We start from the raw sequence: 17,232 nt of genomic DNA on the forward strand, positions 1-17,232 counted from the left end.
GCCGCGCCCTGAAGGGGCGCGGGGAACTGCGCGACCAGCCACGTCGGTGCCGCAGACGATCGACGGCATGTCGCCGCACCTCCAGCGGAGCGCCTGGCGTCCGCCGTGGTGCCCTACCCCGCTGACAGCTCCTTGCGGAACCAATGCTCCGCGTACGGGTCGGAGTTGTGCCGCGGCCCCTCCACGTACCCGTGCCGCGCGTACAGGGCCCGCGCCTCGACCAGGTCGTTCCGGGTGTCGAGGCGGACGCGGGTCGCCCCCAGCCCGCGGGCGGCCTCCTCCGCGGCGCCGAGAAGCACCGAGCCGCCGCCCTTGCCGCGCAGCCCCGCCGCGACGAACACACGCGTCAGCTCGGCCGTGCCGTCGTCCACGAGGCGCACCCCTGCCGTGCCCGCGGGCTCGCCGTCCCAGCGGGCGACCAGCAGCACACCGCGGGGCGGCGTGAGCCCCGCCCCCGCGTCCGCCGCGATCTCACGCTCCAGCTCGGCGGGGTCGGTGGCGCGCCCCTCGTGCAGCTCGTACCACCGGTCGCTGACCTCGGTGTAGTACGCGCGCCACAGCGCGACGGCCACCGCCGAGTCGACCGGTTCGGGGGCTATGGCCCAGGAGGACGTGGTGTGCATGGGGGTCAGTCCCCTTCCGGGGCCACCGGCGCCGCCTGCTGGACCACCTCGAAGGTCCAGACGGCGGAGCTGGACGACGCCGGCTTGGGGCGCTCGCCCTCGGCCTGCCCGCCGCCCCCGCCCTGGTGCGCCGCCTTCATCGGGCCCTCCATCCACGCCTGGAAGGCCGCCTCGTCGCGCCAGCGCGTGTACACCAGGTACTGGTCGGTGCCCTCGACGGGGCGGAGCAGCTCGAACCACTCGAAGCCGTCCGAGCTCTCGACGGCTCCCGCGCGGGACGCGAACCTGCGCTCAAGGACCTCGCGCTGCTCCGCGGGCACGGTCAGGACGTTGATCTTCACGATGCTCATGGGGACCATCGTCGCGCACGCCCGCGCGGGCGTGACGCCCGCCCCGGCAACGCACCCGTGGGGCTCAGGCCTCGTGCCGCCGCCGCCAGTCCCGGGCGACCTCGTCGACGTCGAAGGGGCGCAGGCCGAGCGGCGGGCCGGGGGGCGGGGTGCGCAGGGCCTCGCGGATCTTGTCGTTCAGGTCGGTGACCAGGCGGCGGGCCATGGATTCCGAGGGGGCCTCGGCGGCGGCCGCGAGGACGTCCTCGGCCTCCTTGCGCAGGGCCAGGGTCGGGGACAGGACGCCCATGCCCTCACGGGCCAGCTTCCTTTTGACCCACCACAGTTCGTCGTACGCCGCCCCGGGATCCTCCGGCAGGGGCTTGCCGCGTCCGGGCAGGGCGGCGAAGTCGCCCCGCTCCTCCGCCTCACGGATCTGCTTGTCGACCCAGGACTCGAAGTTGACTCCCGGTGGCTTCCGTTCAGTCATACGACCATGGTGGCAGAGGGCCCCCGGCGGCGCGGAGCCACGGGCCCGCAACACCGCGGGGCTAGGATGCGGCCGGTTGTCCGGACTTCGGGTCAGGGGGTACCCAGGTGCTTGAACTCACCATGGCGATGGTGTCGGGGGTGTCGGACGCGGGAGCGACCGCCGGGATGCTGCTCGCGGAGGAGCCGAGCGAGCCCGGCGCGGTGCTCCGTGTGGGGCGCGACCGCGCCGTGTGCCGGCTCGTGCCGCCGCAGGACTGGCTGTTCGTCTCCCGTACGCATCTGGAGTTCCGCTGTCGCGTCGACGGCGCGTGGACGGTGACCTGGGTGCGCGGCTCCCAGCCCGACCCGGCGTCCGAGGTGCGGATCCTGGCCGGGGGGACGGCGGTGCCCCTCGCTTACGGAGGGACGACGCCGTTGCCCCGGGGCGGCTCCGGTGAGGTCGTCGTGCAGGACCGGTCGGGGCCGCGCAGCGTCAACGTGGGCTTCTACCACGAGGATTGAGAGGATCGAGCGGCGGCGCGGGCTCGGAGCCCGTCTCTCGGTCGCCGTCTCTCAGTCCAGTACGCGGGCCAGCGCGAAGCCGTCGTAGCCCTTCGTGCCGACCGTCTGCACCGCCGTGCCGTCCAGCTTCGGGTGGCTCGCGATCAGGTCCAGGGCGGCGCGGGTGCCGCGGACGTTCGGGTCGTCGCTGGTGGCGTCGGTGACGGCGCCGCCGCGGACGACGTTGTCGATGATGATCAGGCTGCCCGGGCGGGTCAGCCTGAGGGACCACTCCAGGTAGTTCGCGTTGTTGGCCTTGTCCGCGTCGATGAAGACCAGGTCGAAGGGGGCCTGGGCCTCGTCGTGCAGGGCGGCCAGGGAGGTCAGGGCCGGGCCCGTGCGGACCTCGGTGATCTTGTCGAGGTCGGCGCGGGCGAGGTTGGCTCGGGCCACCTCGGCGTGTTCGGGGCTGTACTCCAGGGTGATCAGGTGGCCGTCGGCGGGGAGGGCCCTGGCCAGCCAGATCGTGCTGTAGCCGCCGAGGGTGCCGATCTCCAGGATGCGGTGGGCGCCCTGGAGTTGGGCCAGGAGGTGGAGGAGTTTGCCCTGGTTGGGGGCGACGGCGATGGCCGGCAGGCCGGCCGCTTCGCTGTCCTGGAGTGCGGTGGTGAGGGCGGGGTCCGCGGGGGTGAGGAGGTCGGTGAAGTAGTGGTCGACGGTGTCCCAGAGGGTGGGGTCGGGGCTCATGCGGGCTTGCTCCTTGGGGTCGGACGGCGCTGCGCTGAGCATTCCCCAACCCCGCCCCTTCCCGAAACCGGGGCTCCGCCCCTGGACCCCGGGGGTGGGTGTCCCGTTGCCGTGGGCCGGGGGCGCCCCCGAATCGGCGCTCCGCGCCTCGTCCTCAAACGCCGGACGGGCTGGAAAGTTCGCCGCGGTGGGTTGGAATCCTCGCCGCGGCGGGTTGAAGGCTTCGCCGAGGCGGGCTGAATGGCGCCGGGCAGGCGGTGCGGGCCAGCCCGGCCGAAGTATGGGTGGGGGCGGGTGGGTGGGGGAAAGCCCGTCCGGCGTTTGAGGACGAGCGCGGAGCGCGATGCGGGGGTGCCCCCTTCGGGGCTGGAGGTGCCGGGCTGCCGGTCAGGCCGGGTCGGCCCGGGCCTCCAGCGCCGGTGGGGAGCCCGGGAGGGGGCGGCCCGCCGACTCCTTCAGGTACCAGACGGCCACGCCGCCGACCACCGCCGCCGCCATCATGTAGTACGCGGGCATCATCACATCGCCCGTGGCGCCGATCAGGGCCGTGACGACCAGGGGGGTCGTGCCCCCGAAGATCGAGACGGAGACGTTGAAGCCGATGGAGAGGGAGCCGTAGCGGACGGGGGTGGGGAAGAGGGCGGGAAGGGTGGCGGGCATGGACGCGGTGAAGCAGACCAGGAGCAGGCCGAGTGCCGCCATACCGAGGCCGATGGCCCACAGGGAGCCGTCGCGGATCAGGAGCAGGGCGGGGACGGACAGGAGCAGGAACCCGGCACAGCCCGCGGCGATGACCGGGCGGCGGCCGACACGGTCGGTCAGGGCGCCGACGAACGGCTGGGCGCACATCATCAGGGCCATGACGACGAGCACGACGAGCAGCCCGTGCGTCTCGTCGTACTCCAGCTCACCGGTGAGGTAGCTCGGCATGTACGACAGGAGCATGTAGTCGGTGACGTTGAAGACCAGGACCAGGCCGACGCACAGGAGCAGGGCCCGCCACTGACCGGCCACCAGGTCCCGGAGCCGGACCTTGGGCCGCGACTGCTCGTCCTCGTGGGCCTTGGCCAGCTGCGCGGCGAACGCCGGGGTCTCCTCCAGGCGCATGCGGAGGTAGAGGCCGATGAGGCCCATGGGCCCGGCGATCAGGAACGGGATGCGCCAGCCCCAGGACTGCAGGTCGTCGCTGGAGAGCAGGGCCGTCATCAGGGTCACGAGGCCCGCGCCGCCGATGTACCCGGCGAGGGTGCCGAATTCCAGCCAACTGCCGAGGAAGCCGCGCTTCTTGTCGGGCGCGTACTCGGCGATGAACGTGGCGGCACCCGCGTACTCACCGCCGGTGGAGAAGCCCTGGACCAGGCGGGCGGCCAGGAGCAGCACCGGCGCCCAGACGCCGATGGTGGCGTACGAGGGGATCAGGCCGATCGCGAACGTGCCCGCCGCCATCATGATCATGGTGAGGGCGAGCACCTTCTGGCGGCCCACGCGGTCGCCGAGGGGGCCGAAGACCATGCCGCCGAGCGGCCGGATCAGGAAGGCCGCGGCGAAGGCGCCGAAGGTGGAGAGCAGCTGGGCCGTGGGGTTGCCGGAGGGGAAGAAGACCTTGCCGAGGGTGACCGCGATGTAGCTGTAGACCCCGAAGTCGAACCACTCCATGGCGTTGCCGAGCGCGGCGGCCTTCACCGCGCGCTTGACCAGCACGGGGTCGGTGACGGTGGCTTCCGCGGCGGGCCGGGACGCCGCCGCGGGGGCGGGGCCGGGACCGGTGGGGGAGGGGGCCGCGGGGGTGCGGGGTCCGACGTGTTGCGCGGTCGGCAAGGGCTCGCTCGCCTGCCTTTCGTGGACGACAAGGACCCGGTGACCTTAGGTGCAGTAACCATCATTACGGGGGGTGCGGAAGTGATCGCGCAGGGTCCGCAATCGCGCTGTATTCAGGCCAAACAGGGTTACTTCCGACGGGGGCGGCATGGGCCTCATGTGATCTATGTCGCGTCCGGGAGGGGGAACCGGGCAGGGGGGGTCCCGCCGTCCTTGCCTGGATGAGTCCCGTGGAATCGGGGGAACCGGCCCCGGGCCCGCCCCGAAAACGGCCACCGAGCAGCACGGTCGCAGCGGGGCGGTTGGGCACCGGCGCACAAAAGCCGGTAGAAAGCGGGTGTGACTGCCAGGCGAACCGGGGGTTGCGCGCGTCTCACTCAGGGGCATGCGAGCCTCTTTGGGTGAGATCAGGAATCTCCTGGCACTTTGATCAAGGATGACGGATGGGGCGGGAGGGCCGACAGGGCGTGGCGAATGTTGAGCACAGGGGACCGGGGAATGCCTTGGGCACGGGGGCATCCGGGACACCCGAGGGGCGCATCGGAGCGGTCCGTGTCGCCCTCTGGCTGATCGCCGCCGTCCTGGCCGTCCGACAGGTGGCCGTGGTCCTGCGCACCCCCAAGGGCGAGCGCCTGACCGACTGGGAGACCTGGGTCGGGCCGAACGGCGTGCTGCACGTGAACGGCTCGCTGTACGACACGGACAAGTTCACCGGCACGCCCTTCGCCGGACTCGTCCTCAAGCCCTTCGCCCGCTTCGCCGAGGACGCCCTCGGCTGGGCCTGGACCTTCGGCACCCTCGGCCTGGTCGTGGTCCTCGGCCTGGTCGCCGCCCGCGCGCTGCCGCAGCCGGTCTCGCGCCGCACCTCGCTGCTCGCGGCCCCCCTCGCGATCTCCCTGCTCATGCTGTCCCTGCCGGTGCGCAACACCCTGCACCTGGGCCAGACCAGCATCATCCCCGTCCTGCTCGTCCTGCTCGGCTGCTTCGCCGTGCGCGGGGAGCGGGCCAGCGGCGTCCTCATCGGCCTCGCCGCGGCCCTGCAGCCCACCGTGCTCCTGTTCGCGCCGCTGCTGTGGTTCACCGGACGCAGGAAGGCCGCCCTGTCCTCGGGCGCCACCTTCGCCGCCGCCACCGCCGTCGCCTGGGCGGCCATGCCGCACGACTCGTGGACGTACTGGATCCACCACCTGGCGGGCGCCGGCCTCGGCGCCAACCCGGACGCCAACGCCAACCAGTCGCTGCACGGCGCCCTGCTCCGCCTCGGCCTGGAGGGACCGCTCGAAATAGGGCTCTTCCTCGGCCTCGGCGCCGGTGTCGCCTTCCTCGGACTGCGCCGGGCCGTCAGGTACGCGCGCGACGGGCAGCTGCTCCTGGCCGTCGCGCTCACCGGCTGCGTCGCCATCGCCGTGTCCCCGACCAGCTGGCAGCACCAGCTCCTGTGGCTGCTGCTCGCCGTCGTCGGCCGGGTCGGCAAGCGGGCGTCGGACCGGTACGTGTGGCCGATCGCCGTCGTCCTGGTGATGACGCTGCCGTCCAAGATGATGCTGCCGAACATGTCGGTCCTTGATCCGCTGCGCGACAACGTGGTCCTGCTCGCCGCGCTCGCCTCCGCGCTGATCGTGCCGTTCCTGTCCCGGACGGCTCCCGAGTACCAGCGGCCGATCCCCACCTCCTACGCCGATCCCGTCCCCGCGCGCTGGAAATGGGTGCCGCTGTTCCCGTTCTGGCGGCGCGTGCTCACCCGCCCGAACCTGCTCCTCGAACTGCTCCTCATCCGCGTCGGCTACTCCGCGTACCAGCAGACCCGCCTCGCGGCGACCGGCGGCACCATCTCCGGCGGCCGGGAGCGGGCCGAGACGCACGGCGAGCAGATCCACTCCATCGAGCAGTTCCTGCACATCGACATCGAGCACTGGTTCAACCATCTGACGGCGCGCACGCCGTGGATGGAGAGCTTCTTCAACTTCTACTACACGTCGTTCCACTTCGTGGTCCCGCTGAGCGTCCTCGCGATCCTGTATCTGCGCCGCCCCGCCCAGTACCGCTGGGCGCGCTCCGCGCTCGGCTTCGCCACGCTGCTCGCGCTCGTCGGCTTCTGGGGCTACCCGCTCGCGCCGCCGCGCCTGATGGAGGACCTCAACTTCATCGACACCATCCACGGCCCGCAGGACTTCTCGCAGCCGGACTACGGCACGCTCACGCAGCTCACCAACCAGTACGCGGCGATGCCCTCGCTGCACTTCGGCTGGTCGCTGTGGTGCGGTCTGACCATCGCGATCCTCGCGCCCAAGTGGTGGATGAAGGCCCTCGGCCTGCTGCACCCGTTCTTCACGGTGTGCGCGATCGTCGGCACCGGCAACCACTGGATCCTCGACGCGGTGGGCGGCGCGGCCGTCGTCGGCGCCGGATTCGGGCTGACGTACCTGCTCCAGGGGCCGCGGGTGAAGCAGGTCCTCACGAGCGGGACGGGGCTCGGGAAGGGCCTGGGCAAGAGCCTCGGGCAGAGGTTCGGGAAGGGGCTGCGGCCCGCGGTGGCGGGAGCCGGGGTCGCGGAGCCACAGGGCGTCGAGCCCAAGTCCGTGGAGCCGAAGTCCGTCGAGCCCGAGTCCGTGGAGCCGAAGGCGATGGAGCCCAAGGCCGCGAAGGCGAAGGTCGCCGTCGAGGAGCCGTCGGGTGCGGGGGACGGCTCCCGCGAACCGGACGGTCCGGTCAGCACACCGAAGGACGTGAAGGGCGACCGTACCCCGAGCTGATCCGGTAGGTGCCGGGCGTCCGGACTGTCAGCTCCGTGAACTCGCCGTTCGGCTTCAGGCACGCACCCTCGGCCCGAAGCCACGGCGAGTACACGATCCGCACGGTCACCGAGCCCCGCTCCGGCACCCGCACCACCACATCGGTGCTGGTGGAGCGGACGACGGAGGCGGGCGCCGACGCCATCGGCACGGCGTTCCTCACCCGGAAGATCCGCCAGTGCTCGTCCTTCCACACCGGCTCCAGCCACTTCGGGCCGCTCCTGACCAGCGCGGCCTCGTCGAGCGCGGGCCCGTCGGGCCGCCCCGAGGGCAGCACGACGAAGCCGACCGCCCACTTGTCGAGCCAGGCGCGGTAGGTCGTGGCGGAGAACGAGCCGTCGTAGAAGAGGCGGCCGCGCTCGATGTCGAGCTGGCGGTTCCAGCCGCGCGCCATGTTCACGTACGGGGCGAGCGCGGTGGCCTCGCGGTGGTTGCGGGCCGGTACGACCTCGACCCGGCCCCGGTCGGCGCCGAGCCGCTTCAGCTCGCCGACGACGGCCTGGGTGTCCGTCGCCCAGGCCGGGACGACGGTGGACACCTCCAGGTCGTCGGCCGTCTTCTGCGCCACCCACGCCGTCGAGAGGACCAGGGCCGTCACGAGCGCCATCCGCCGCATCACGGGCAGCGCCGGGGTCAGCAGCGCCGCGAGCAGCAGAGCGGGCGCGACGAGTTCGGCGAGGCGCTCGACGTTCGTGCCGATCGGTGACGGGATGAGATACGTCAGGACGGTCCCCACCGCGTACACCCCCGCCGCCCACCGCAGCACCCGCCACTCCCGCGGCCCCGCCACCACCAGGACGAGGCTGAAGAACACCGGCGGGAAGATCCGGTCCGCCCACATCAGATGCTCGCCCTTGAAGGGGAAGAGCACGGTCGTCACACCGACCACCACGACCGGCGGCGCGAGCAGCGCCGCGGCGCGCCCCCATTCCCGTACGAAGAAGTAGCCCGACCCCACGACGAGCAGGAACAGGCCCGCCACCGGGGAGGCCATGGTGGCGAGCGCCGAGCACACCACCGCGACGGCGAGGCGCTTCGCGCACAGCACCGCGAGGACCGCGCCGAGCCCGAAGGCGAGGCCGAGGGCGAACGTGGTGCGCCCGGAGGCGACGTTGCACCACACGGCGAGGGAGGCGAGGACCGCGGGCCACAGCGGGCGGCGCACGCCCGCGCGCTCGATGAGCACGGCGACCAGCCAGGCCCCCGCGACACCGGACAGGACCGTGAGGGTCTTCACGCCGATCGCGGCCATCAAGTACGGCGATATCAGGCTGTAGTTGGCGGTGTGCATGCCGCCGTACCAGAAGAGGCTGTACGCCGCCGAGCCGTGGTCGGAGGCGAATCTGGCCCAGGCCTGCTGGGCGGCGAGGTCGCCGCCGCCGGTGGCGAGGAACGCCGCCCACACCGCGTACAGGGGAAGGGTGGGGGCGGTGGCGAGGACCGGGATGCGGTGGCGTCGGCAGAAGGCGCGGACGGCGCGTACGGCACGGCGGAAGGGATTCTTCCGTTCGGTGGGTGAACTGCCGGTAGGGAGGATCGAGAGGTCGGCAGAGACCACGGTCACCGTTTCCGTTCGACGTCGTGGAGGGTCGGAGGGCTCAGGTACACCTCCCAAGACGCTTTGTTCGACGAAAACGTTGGCGGTGAATGCCGATCAAGTGAACATTTGGCGGATTTCCTCGGTCCGTTTCCGTGCGGGGAAGGGGCGGGACGGCGGAGAGGCAGGGGCGGGGCGTAGGGGTGTGCCCCTGCCTCCCGTCAGCCGGGTCAGCGGGTGCTGACCTGGAGTTCCTTGACTCCGTTGAGCCAGGCCGAGCGCAGTCGGCGGGGGTCGCCGACCAGGTGGAGCGTGGGCATGGCCTCGGCGACCGCCTGGAAGATCAGGTTGATTTCCAGGACGGCGAGGGATTTGCCGAGGCAGAAGTGCGGGCCCCCGCCGCCGAAGCCGAGATGGGGGTTCGGATCCCGCGAGATGTCGAACACGTCGGGGTTCTCGAAGACCTCGGGATCGTGATTGGCGGAGGAATAGAAGATTCCGACGCGGTCGCCCTTCTTGATCCGGGCGTCCCCGAGTTCGGTGTCCTGGGTGGCGGTGCGCTGGAACGAGACCACGGGCGTGCCCCAGCGCACGATCTCCTCGGCGGTCGTCGCCGGGCGCTCGCGCTTGAACAGCTCCCACTGGCCGGGGTGGGTGAGGAAGGCGTGCATGCCGTGCGTGATCGCGTTGCGGGTGGTCTCGTTGCCCGCGACGGCCAGCAGGATCACGAAGAACCCGAACTCGTCGGAGGACAGGTTCCCCTCGCCCTCCGCCGCGACCAGCTGGCTGACGATGTCCTTGGCCGGGCACTCCTTGCGGGCGGCGGCCAGGTTCATCGCGTACGACACGATCTCCATGGCGGCCTCGGCGCCGACCTCCTCGGTGATCGCGTACTCCGGATCGTCGTACGCCGCCATCTTGTTGGACCAGTCGAAGATCTTCGAGCGGTCCTCCTGCGGTACGCCGATCAGCTCCGCGATGGCCTGCAGCGGGAGCTCGACCGCGACCCGCGTGACGAAGTCGAACGAGCCGTCGTCGGCGGCGCTCTCCAGGGCGGACGCGACGATCCGGTGCGCGCGGCTGCGCAGCGCGTCCTCCAGGGAGCGGATGGCGCGCGGGGTGAAGCCGCGCTGCACGATCTGGCGCACCCGGGTGTGCTCGGGCGGGTCCATGTTGAGCATGATCAGCTTCTGGACCTCGATCTGGTCGCGGCTGATCGACTCGTTGAAGCGGATGACGGCGGTGTTGAGGTTCGAGGAGAACAACTCCGGGTGCGTGGAGACGTACTTGACGTCGGCGTGCCGGGTCACGGCCCAGTAGCCCGCGTCCTCGAAACCGGCGATGCCGGGCCGCTGGGCGATCCAGCGCACCGGCTCCGACTGCCGGAGCCGCGCGAACTCCGGGAAGGGCACGCGGTCTTGCAGCACATCGGGGTCGGTGAAGTCGAACCCGTCGGGCAGCGCGGGACAGGGCATCGGCAACTCCAGGTGCTTCGGGACGTGCATGACTGCGGGGGCTGTGGTGCCGGGTGGTGCTCGGGTGCGGTCACGTTGTCGAGCGGTCGTCGTCCGACGGTCCATCGACGTCTGACGGTCCATCAGGAGATGCGTCGCAACGTAATAACGGGTTCTACAAGTCGCAAGGCCCGCGACGGGATCCCTTCCGGCTCCGGTTGTGCGGGTGGTGCGTGCACGACCCTTGCGGCGGCGGGGTCCGGCTCAGCAGACTGTCGACATAACTAGAACGCGTACTAGTTATGGTGCGGGGGATGCCGGGACGTCCCGCGGGATGCGGATGGAGAGGACGGGCTAGTGGCCGCTGAACCTGTGATCGTCGAAGCCGTACGAACGCCGATCGGCAAGCGCGGGGGTGCGCTCGCCAACCTCCACCCCGCCTATCTCCTCGGCGAGACCTACCGCGAACTCCTCGGCCGCACCGGCATCCACGCCGACTGCGTCGAGCAGATCGTCGGCGGCGCCGTCACCCAGGCCGGCGAGCAGTCCGCGAACCCGGCGCGCACCGCGTGGCTCACGATGGGCCTGCCGTACGAGACGGGGGCGACGACGGTCAACTGCCAGTGCGGCTCGTCCCAGCAGGCCTCCCACATGGTCGCCAACATGGTCGCGGGCGGTGTCATCGACGTCGGCATCAGCTGCGGCGTCGAGTCCATGTCGCGGGTGCCGCTCGGGTCCGCCTCCAAGCACGGGCCCGGCAAGCCGTTCCCCGACGAGTGGAACATCGACCTGCCCAACCAGTTCGAGGCGGCCGAGCGGATCGCCCGCAAGCGGGGGCTCAGCCGGGAGAACGTCGACTCCCTCGGGCTCATCTCGCAGGAGCGGGCCCAAGTCGCCTGGGGCGAGGAGCGGTTCAAACGCGAGACGTTCGCCGTACAGGTCCCCACCACCGAGGCCGAGCAGGCCGCCGGGCAGGGGATGTGGCGGCTCGTCGACCGCGACGAAGGGCTGCGCGACACCTCCATGGACGCGCTCGGGCGGCTCAAGCCCGTCATGCCCACCGCCGTGCACACCGCCGGGAACTCCTCCCAGATCTCCGACGGGGCGGCGGCGCTGCTCTGGACCTCCAAGCGGATGGCTCGGGCGCTGCGGTTGCGGCCGCGGGCCCGGGTCGTCGCGCAGGCGCTCGTCGGGGCCGATCCGCACTTCCACCTCGACGGGCCCATCGATGCCACCCGGGCCGTGCTCGGGAAGGCCGGGATGTCCTTGGCGGACATCGATCTGGTCGAGATCAACGAGGCGTTCGCCGCTGTGGTGTTGAGCTGGGCTCAGGTCTTCGGGCAGGACCTGGAGAAGGTGAACGTCAACGGAGGTGCGATCGCCCTCGGGCATCCGGTCGGGGCGACGGGGGCGCGGTTGCTGACCACCGCGCTTCATGAACTGGAGCGGGCGGACAAGGAGTTCGCGTTGGTGTGCATGTGCGCGGGGGGTGCGGTCGCTACGGCGACGATTCTGCAGCGGCTGTGACGCTCCCCAACCCCGCCCCTTCCCGAAACCATGGGCTTCGCCCCTGGACCCCGGGGGTGGGAGTCCCGTCCGGGCGGGACGGGGGCACCGCCGGTCGCGCTGCGCGCTCGTCCTCAAACGCCGGACGGGCTGAAAACTACGCCGGACGGGGTGAAAGCTTCGCCGGACGGGCTGAAAGCTTCGCCGGACGGGGTGAGGGGCGCGCTGGCACACTTCGGTCCCGACGGGGTCTTTCGGGGGAGAGGGCGGCGGGTGAGCGAGCGGGGTCCGGGGGAGCCGCCCGAGGAGCTTGAGCTGACGGCGGCCGAATGGGGGCTGTGGCAGGCGTACCGGAACGGCAGCACGTTCGATCTGCGGTCCGGTGTGGAGGAGGCGGACGCGGTGGAACGCGGCCACGCCTGGGGAGGCGAACGCACCCTGCGCGCCCAGGTGATCGCGTATCTCCTCCTCGACGGCCCGCCCCCGCTCTCCGGCAGGGCAGCCGCGCTGAAGGTCTGGGGCGGCCGGATCACCGGGGTGCTCGACCTGTCGAACTCCGGCATCACCGTCCCCTTCGAACTGCGGGACTGCCACCTGGAGTTGCCGCTGCGTCTGGTCGACTGTCAGGCGGGCACCCTGATCCTCGACGGCTGCCGGATGCCGCGCCTGGAGGCGACACGCCTCGTCACCGGCGGCGATCTGAGCCTGAAGGGCTGTGTGGTGCCCGATGGGCTCGCGCTCGCGCAGGCCCAGATCGGCATGGACCTCACCCTGGACCGCCTGCGCCTCGGCGGATCCGGATCCCGGGACGGGAGGGCGCTGGACGCCGACGGCATGAACGTCAGGCAGGACGTCAACGCCGACCTGCTCGACGCCGTGGGGGAGCTGACGCTGCGCGGCGCTCGTGTCGGCGGCACCATGAGCCTGCGCGGCTGCGCCCTGCGCAACCCGCGTGGCGCGGTGGTGCTCAACGCCTCCCGGATGGCGGTCGAGGAGGACCTGGTGTTCGCCCCCTGCTTCTTCGGCCCGGAGTCGTCGCTGGGAACCGAGGACCCGGAGTCACGCAGCGTGCGCATGAAGCGGCCGACGGTGCGGGGCGGCGTCCGCCTCGACGGCTCCACCTTCGGCGGCGCGCTGGTTCTGGACGGGCTCAGGCTCGGCCTCGACCACGACCAGGAGCTGTCGCTGCGCGGGATCCAGGCCGTGGAGCTGCGCTTCCTCGTCGAGCGGCCGGAACAGGGCAAGGTCGTGCTGGCCAACGCCGTGGTGCGGCGGCTGCGCGACCGCGCCACCAGTTGGCCGGGCCCCGGCATGCTCGATCTCGGGGGCTTCACCTACGAGACCCTCGTCCCGTACGGGGTGTTCCCGTTGTCCCAGCGGCTGGAGTGGCTGGCGGCGGCGAGCCCCGAATACGCCCCCGAGCCGTACGACCGGCTGGCCGCCTCCCTGAGCGCGGCGGGCGAGGGCCCTGCCGGGGACGAGGTGCTCCTCGCCAAGATGCGCCGACGGCGTGAGACGCTGCCGCTGTCCCTCAAGGTGTGGGACCACATCCAGGACATCGCCCTGGGCTACGGATACCGTCCCGGCCGGGCCGCCATATGGCTGAGCACGCTGTGGGCCTGGGGGTCGGTGTGGTTCGCCTGGAAGCCCCCGCCGCCCCTCAATCCCGACGAGGCCCCGCACTGGCAGCCGGTGATCTACGCCCTCGACCTGCTGCTGCCCATCCTCAACCTGGGCCAGGAAGCCGCCTGGCGCACCTCCGGGGCCTCCCAGTGGATCGCGCTCGCCCTGGTCGTCCTGGGCTGGCTCCTCGCCACCATCGTGACGGCCGGCGCGGCGGCAGTGATCTTCCGCCGCAACTGAGGCGCCCGCCCCCGCTACCGGCGCTCCGCGCCTCGTCCTCAATCGCCGGACGGGCTGAGAGTTGGCCGGGGTGGGCCGGAGGGTGTCGGGCAGATGGTGCCGCCAACTTCTGCCGACCGAACGGTTGGGGCGGGTGGGTGGGAAAAAGCCCGTCCGGCGCTTGAGGACGAGCGCGCAGCGCGAAGGAGGGCGGCACCCCCACGGGGTGCCGCCCTCCTTCACTGCTCAGGGCCCAGGGGCCAGGCTCAGTACCAGCCGTTCGCCTGCCAGTGGCTCCACGCGCCGCACGGGCTGCCGTAGCGGTCCTTCATGTACTCGTGGCCCCACTTGATCTGGGTCTCGGGGTTGGTCTGCCAGTCGGCGCCCGCGGAGGCCATCTTCGAACCGGGCAGGGCCTGGACCAGGCCGTACGCGCCGGAGGAGGCGTTCTTGGCGTTGACGTCCCAGCCGCTCTCGTGGGAGACGATGCGGTCGAAGCACTGGAACTGCGCGTCGTCGGCGATCATCCGCTGAGCCACGGCCTTGGCCGAGTCGGAGGTCGCCGCCGCCGGAGCGGCCTGGGCGGGGGCCGCAGCGAAGACCATGCCGGTGGCGGCAGCCGTGACGGCGCCGGCGGCGAGGGCCTTCTTCGGGGAAGCGATGCGGCGGAGGAGCGAGACGGACACAGAGGACCTTCCGGTGGGGAACAGGGCGGTCGCGGGGCACGCCGCGGTCACGCGGACCGTGGGGGGAATGCCTCGGCGCCGAGGCCCGGGTGGGCTCGTCGGCGCCGTGCGACTCATCCAGAGAAGCAGGGCTGTTACGCCGCCGCAATGACCCCTCTTACTAGTGGCACTCGCACCCGCGCCGGACGTCCCTCGTGTGATCTGGCTCTCAATCCGCAGGTCAGGGCGAGGATTGGCGCGTACGCGACAAGGTGATGCGGCCGCTAACCCCGGTAGTAGAGGACCAAAGTCCTGTGGGCCGCCTCACCCGCCACCCACCTGTTTCATCACAGAACGCGCAAGGCCGTTCACCGCTCCGAGGGCTCGAATGTGACCGGCGTCTCGAACGCCGCCCGCCGGGTGGCCCGGCGCAGCGCCTTCAGGACGGCCGGGCCGAGCGTGACGCTGAGGACGACCGTGACGACGGCGCGCGGCAGGTCCCAGCCGAGGGAGGTGGCCAGGCAGTACGCGATGAAACGGGCGAGGTTCTCGCCCACCGGGTCGCCGGGGACGAAGGAGACGCCCGTGGCCAGGCCGCCGATGTAGGGCCAGCCCTGGAGGTTCATCACGGTGCCGTACAGGACGGAGGACACCGCCCCGTACGCCCCCAGGACGTACAGCTCGCCCCGCCCGCGCAGCCTGTCCGGGCCCGGCAGCAGCCCCGCCCCCATGCACACCCACCCCATGGCCAGCATCTGGAACGGCATCCACGGACCCACACCGCCCGTGAGCAGCGCCGACGCGAACATCGACACCGCGCCGAGCACGAAGCCGAACCCCGGCCCGAGCACCCGTCCGCTCAGCACCATCAGGAAGAACATCGGCTCGATGCCCGCCGTGCCCGCGCCCAGCGGCCGCAGGGCCGCCCCGGCCGCGGCGAGCACGCCGAGCATCGCGATGGCCTTCGCGTCCAGGCCGACGTCGGCGATCGTCGCCACGACCACGCCGAGCAGCAGCGGGAGCAGCGCCGCGAACAGCCACGGGGCGTCCTTCGCGTGCGCGCTCAGCGCGGACTCGCCCCCGGCGAACAGCGGCCACCCGAAGGCGACGACCCCGATCGCGCTGACGAGCCCGAGCGCGGCGATCGACTTCGGGCCCAGCCGCACGGGGCGGACCTGCCGGTCGTGGTGCCCGGCCCTGGCGTCGGTCACGGAGCCTCCCCTTCCGCCGCCCGCAGGGCCCGCCGTACCTGCGTCACCGTCAGCCACGGCTGCGGCGCCAGCACCTTCGTCACCTGCGGCGCGAACGACGGGGACGACACCACGACGTCCGCCGTCGGGCCGTCGGCCACCACCTCGCCGTCGGCGAGGATCACCACCCGGTGGGCCAGCTCGGCGGCCAGTTCCACGTCGTGGGTGGCCAGGACGATCGCGTGGCCGCGGGCCGCGAGGTCGCGCAGGATCGCGACCAGGCGGGCCTTGGCCGCGTAGTCGAGGCCGCGGGTCGGCTCGTCGAGCAGGAGCAGGGGCGGGCGCGCGGTCAGGACGATCGCGAGGGCCAGGGCCAGGCGCTGGCCCTCGGACAGGTCCCGGGGGTGGGTGTCGTCCGCGATGCCGGGGACCAGCTCGGCCACCAGGGCCCGGCAGGTGCCCGGCGCCGCGTCCGCGTCGCGGTCGGCGGCGGTGCACTCGGCCGTGACCGTGTCCGCGTACAGCAGATCGCGCGGCTCCTGCGGTACGAGGCCGACGTGCCGGATGAGTTCGCGCGGCGGCATGCGGTGCGGAGCGGCGCCGCCGACCCGCACGGTTCCGGAGGTCGGCGGCAGCAGGCCGACCAGGGTGGACAGGAGGGTGGACTTGCCCGCGCCGTTGCGGCCCATCAGGGCGACGGTCTCGCCGGGGGCGACGGTGAGGTCGACCCGGCGCAGGGCCTCGACCCGGCCCCGGAGCACGGCGAGCCCGCCGGCCCGGGCGGCGAGCGCGTCGGCCGGTGCGGCTTTCCCCGTTTTCGGGGCTGCGGGCTTCGAGGCTGCGGGCTTCGGGGCTTGCGGCCCCGACGCACCCGGCACAGGGGCACCCGGCCCCGCAGCCGCCGCCACGCCGTCCCACGCACCGCCCACTCCCGGCACCACCGACGCCAACCGCTCCCGCAGCCCCCCGGTCCGCCGCCGCGCGTCCCGCACCGTCAGCGGCAGCGGCGTCACGCCCGCCAGGCGGCCCAGGCCGACGACCGGCGGGTACACGGGGGAGACGGCCATCACCTCGGCCGGGTCGCCGAGGAGCGGGGGCTCGCCGGGGGCGGCGAGGAGGAGGACCTGGTCGGCGTACTGGACGACGCGTTCCAGGCGGTGCTCGGCCATCAGGACGGTGGTGCCGAGGTCGTGGACGAGGCGCTGGAGGACGGCGAGGACCTCCTCCGCGGCGGCGGGGTCGAGGGCCGACGTCGGTTCGTCGAGGACGAGGACGCGGGGGTGCGGGGTGAGGACGGAGCCGATCGCGACGCGCTGCTGCTGGCCGCCGGAGAGGGTGGTGATGGGGCGGTCGCGCAGCTCGGCGAGGCCGAGGAGGTCCAGGGTCTCCTCGACGCGGCGGCGCATCACGTCGGGGGCGATGCCGAGGGACTCCATGCCGTACGCCAGCTCGTCCTCGACGGTGTCGGTGACGAAGTGGGCGAGCGGGTCCTGGCCCACCGTGCCGACCACGTCGGCCAGTTCGCGGGGCTTGTGGGTGCGGGTGTCGCGGCCCGCGACGGTCACGCGGCCGCGCAGGGTGCCGCCGGTGAAGTGCGGGACGAGGCCGCTGACCGTGCCGAGCAGGGTCGACTTGCCGACACCGGAGGGGCCGACGAGCAGCACCAGCTCGCCCTCGGGCACGTCCAGGTCGACGCCCTGGACGGTGGGCCCGGCGGCCCCCTCGTACCGTACGGAGACGTCCTCGAACCTGATCAT

General features: G+C 72.3%; 14 protein-coding genes. 4 read left to right on the forward strand and 10 right to left on the reverse strand.

Translation table 11 applies throughout. The annotated features are described in order from the left end of the window. Positions 1-113: 113 nt before the first annotated feature. From ACZ6AA_RS32380 to ACZ6AA_RS32390, 3 genes are all read right to left on the reverse strand, one after another. Positions 114-623 (reverse strand): GNAT family N-acetyltransferase, encoded by a 510-nt coding sequence (locus tag ACZ6AA_RS32380; protein ID WP_468449469.1) that lies wholly within the window; start codon positions 621-623, stop codon positions 114-116. A gap of 5 nt (positions 624-628) precedes the next feature. After that, positions 629-973: an antibiotic biosynthesis monooxygenase family protein gene (locus ACZ6AA_RS32385; protein ID WP_468449468.1), complete on the reverse strand. Its 345-nt coding sequence runs from the start codon at positions 971-973 to the stop codon at positions 629-631. Between the two features lie 64 nt (positions 974-1,037). After that, positions 1,038-1,442 carry a DnaJ family domain-containing protein gene (locus ACZ6AA_RS32390; RefSeq protein WP_471461957.1) on the reverse strand — a complete coding sequence of 135 codons (405 nt, stop codon included), beginning with the start codon at positions 1,440-1,442 and terminating at the stop codon, positions 1,038-1,040. A gap of 107 nt (positions 1,443-1,549) precedes the next feature. On the opposite strand from ACZ6AA_RS32390, the gene ACZ6AA_RS32395 reads away from it, so the two are divergent. After that, positions 1,550-1,945, forward strand: a complete 396-nt coding sequence (locus ACZ6AA_RS32395; RefSeq protein ID WP_471461960.1) for an FHA domain-containing protein — start codon at positions 1,550-1,552, stop codon at positions 1,943-1,945. Between the two features lie 51 nt (positions 1,946-1,996). On the opposite strand, the gene ACZ6AA_RS32400 is transcribed toward ACZ6AA_RS32395, so the two are convergent. Both ACZ6AA_RS32400 and proP read right to left on the reverse strand, forming a co-directional pair. After that, positions 1,997-2,671, reverse strand: coding sequence for an O-methyltransferase (locus ACZ6AA_RS32400; RefSeq protein WP_468449466.1), 675 nt, complete (start codon positions 2,669-2,671; stop codon positions 1,997-1,999). A gap of 387 nt (positions 2,672-3,058) precedes the next feature. Next, positions 3,059-4,489: a glycine betaine/L-proline transporter ProP gene (gene proP, locus ACZ6AA_RS32405; protein WP_468449465.1), complete on the reverse strand. Its 1,431-nt coding sequence runs from the start codon at positions 4,487-4,489 to the stop codon at positions 3,059-3,061. A gap of 467 nt (positions 4,490-4,956) precedes the next feature. On the opposite strand from proP, the gene ACZ6AA_RS32410 reads away from it, so the two are divergent. After that, the gene (locus ACZ6AA_RS32410; RefSeq protein ID WP_471461967.1) at positions 4,957-7,242 is read left to right on the forward strand and encodes a bifunctional glycosyltransferase 87/phosphatase PAP2 family protein; all 2,286 of its coding nucleotides are present in this window, start codon (positions 4,957-4,959) and stop codon (positions 7,240-7,242) included. Here ACZ6AA_RS32410 and ACZ6AA_RS32415 read toward each other — a convergent pair. Both ACZ6AA_RS32415 and ACZ6AA_RS32420 read right to left on the reverse strand, forming a co-directional pair. Then, positions 7,199-8,845: a hypothetical protein gene (locus ACZ6AA_RS32415; protein ID WP_471461970.1), complete on the reverse strand. Its 1,647-nt coding sequence runs from the start codon at positions 8,843-8,845 to the stop codon at positions 7,199-7,201. The genes ACZ6AA_RS32410 and ACZ6AA_RS32415 overlap by 44 nt on opposite strands. 203 nt (positions 8,846-9,048) lie before the next feature. After that, complete coding sequence (locus tag ACZ6AA_RS32420) at positions 9,049-10,293, reverse strand: cytochrome P450 (protein ID WP_471462208.1); 1,245 nt, start codon at positions 10,291-10,293, stop codon at positions 9,049-9,051. Between the two features lie 336 nt (positions 10,294-10,629). Here ACZ6AA_RS32420 and ACZ6AA_RS32425 point away from each other — a divergent pair, with 336 nt between their 5' ends. Together ACZ6AA_RS32425 and ACZ6AA_RS32430 are read left to right on the forward strand one after the other, a co-directional pair. Further along, a complete protein-coding gene (locus tag ACZ6AA_RS32425) occupies positions 10,630-11,799 on the forward strand; it encodes a steroid 3-ketoacyl-CoA thiolase (protein WP_468449462.1) in 1,170 nt (389 codons plus the stop codon). Between the two features lie 252 nt (positions 11,800-12,051). After that, entirely contained in the window at positions 12,052-13,641 is a 1,590-nt protein-coding gene (locus ACZ6AA_RS32430) for an oxidoreductase (RefSeq protein ID WP_471461975.1), read from the forward strand. Positions 13,642-13,886: 245 nt separating this feature from the next. Here the strand turns inward: ACZ6AA_RS32430 and ACZ6AA_RS32435 are convergent, their stop codons facing one another. From ACZ6AA_RS32435 to ACZ6AA_RS32445, 3 genes are all read right to left on the reverse strand, one after another. Next, complete coding sequence (locus ACZ6AA_RS32435) at positions 13,887-14,306, reverse strand: aggregation-promoting factor C-terminal-like domain-containing protein (RefSeq protein ID WP_468449460.1); 420 nt, start codon at positions 14,304-14,306, stop codon at positions 13,887-13,889. A 347-nt stretch (positions 14,307-14,653) separates the two neighbouring features. Next, a complete protein-coding gene (locus ACZ6AA_RS32440; RefSeq protein ID WP_468449459.1) occupies positions 14,654-15,496 on the reverse strand; it encodes an ECF transporter S component in 843 nt (280 codons plus the stop codon). Then, a complete protein-coding gene (locus tag ACZ6AA_RS32445) occupies positions 15,493-17,232 on the reverse strand; it encodes an ABC transporter ATP-binding protein (RefSeq protein ID WP_471462211.1) in 1,740 nt (579 codons plus the stop codon). The genes ACZ6AA_RS32440 and ACZ6AA_RS32445 overlap by 4 nt, the downstream gene beginning before the upstream one ends.

The sequence above is a fragment of the Streptomyces sp. NPDC040610 genome, from assembly GCF_055594065.1.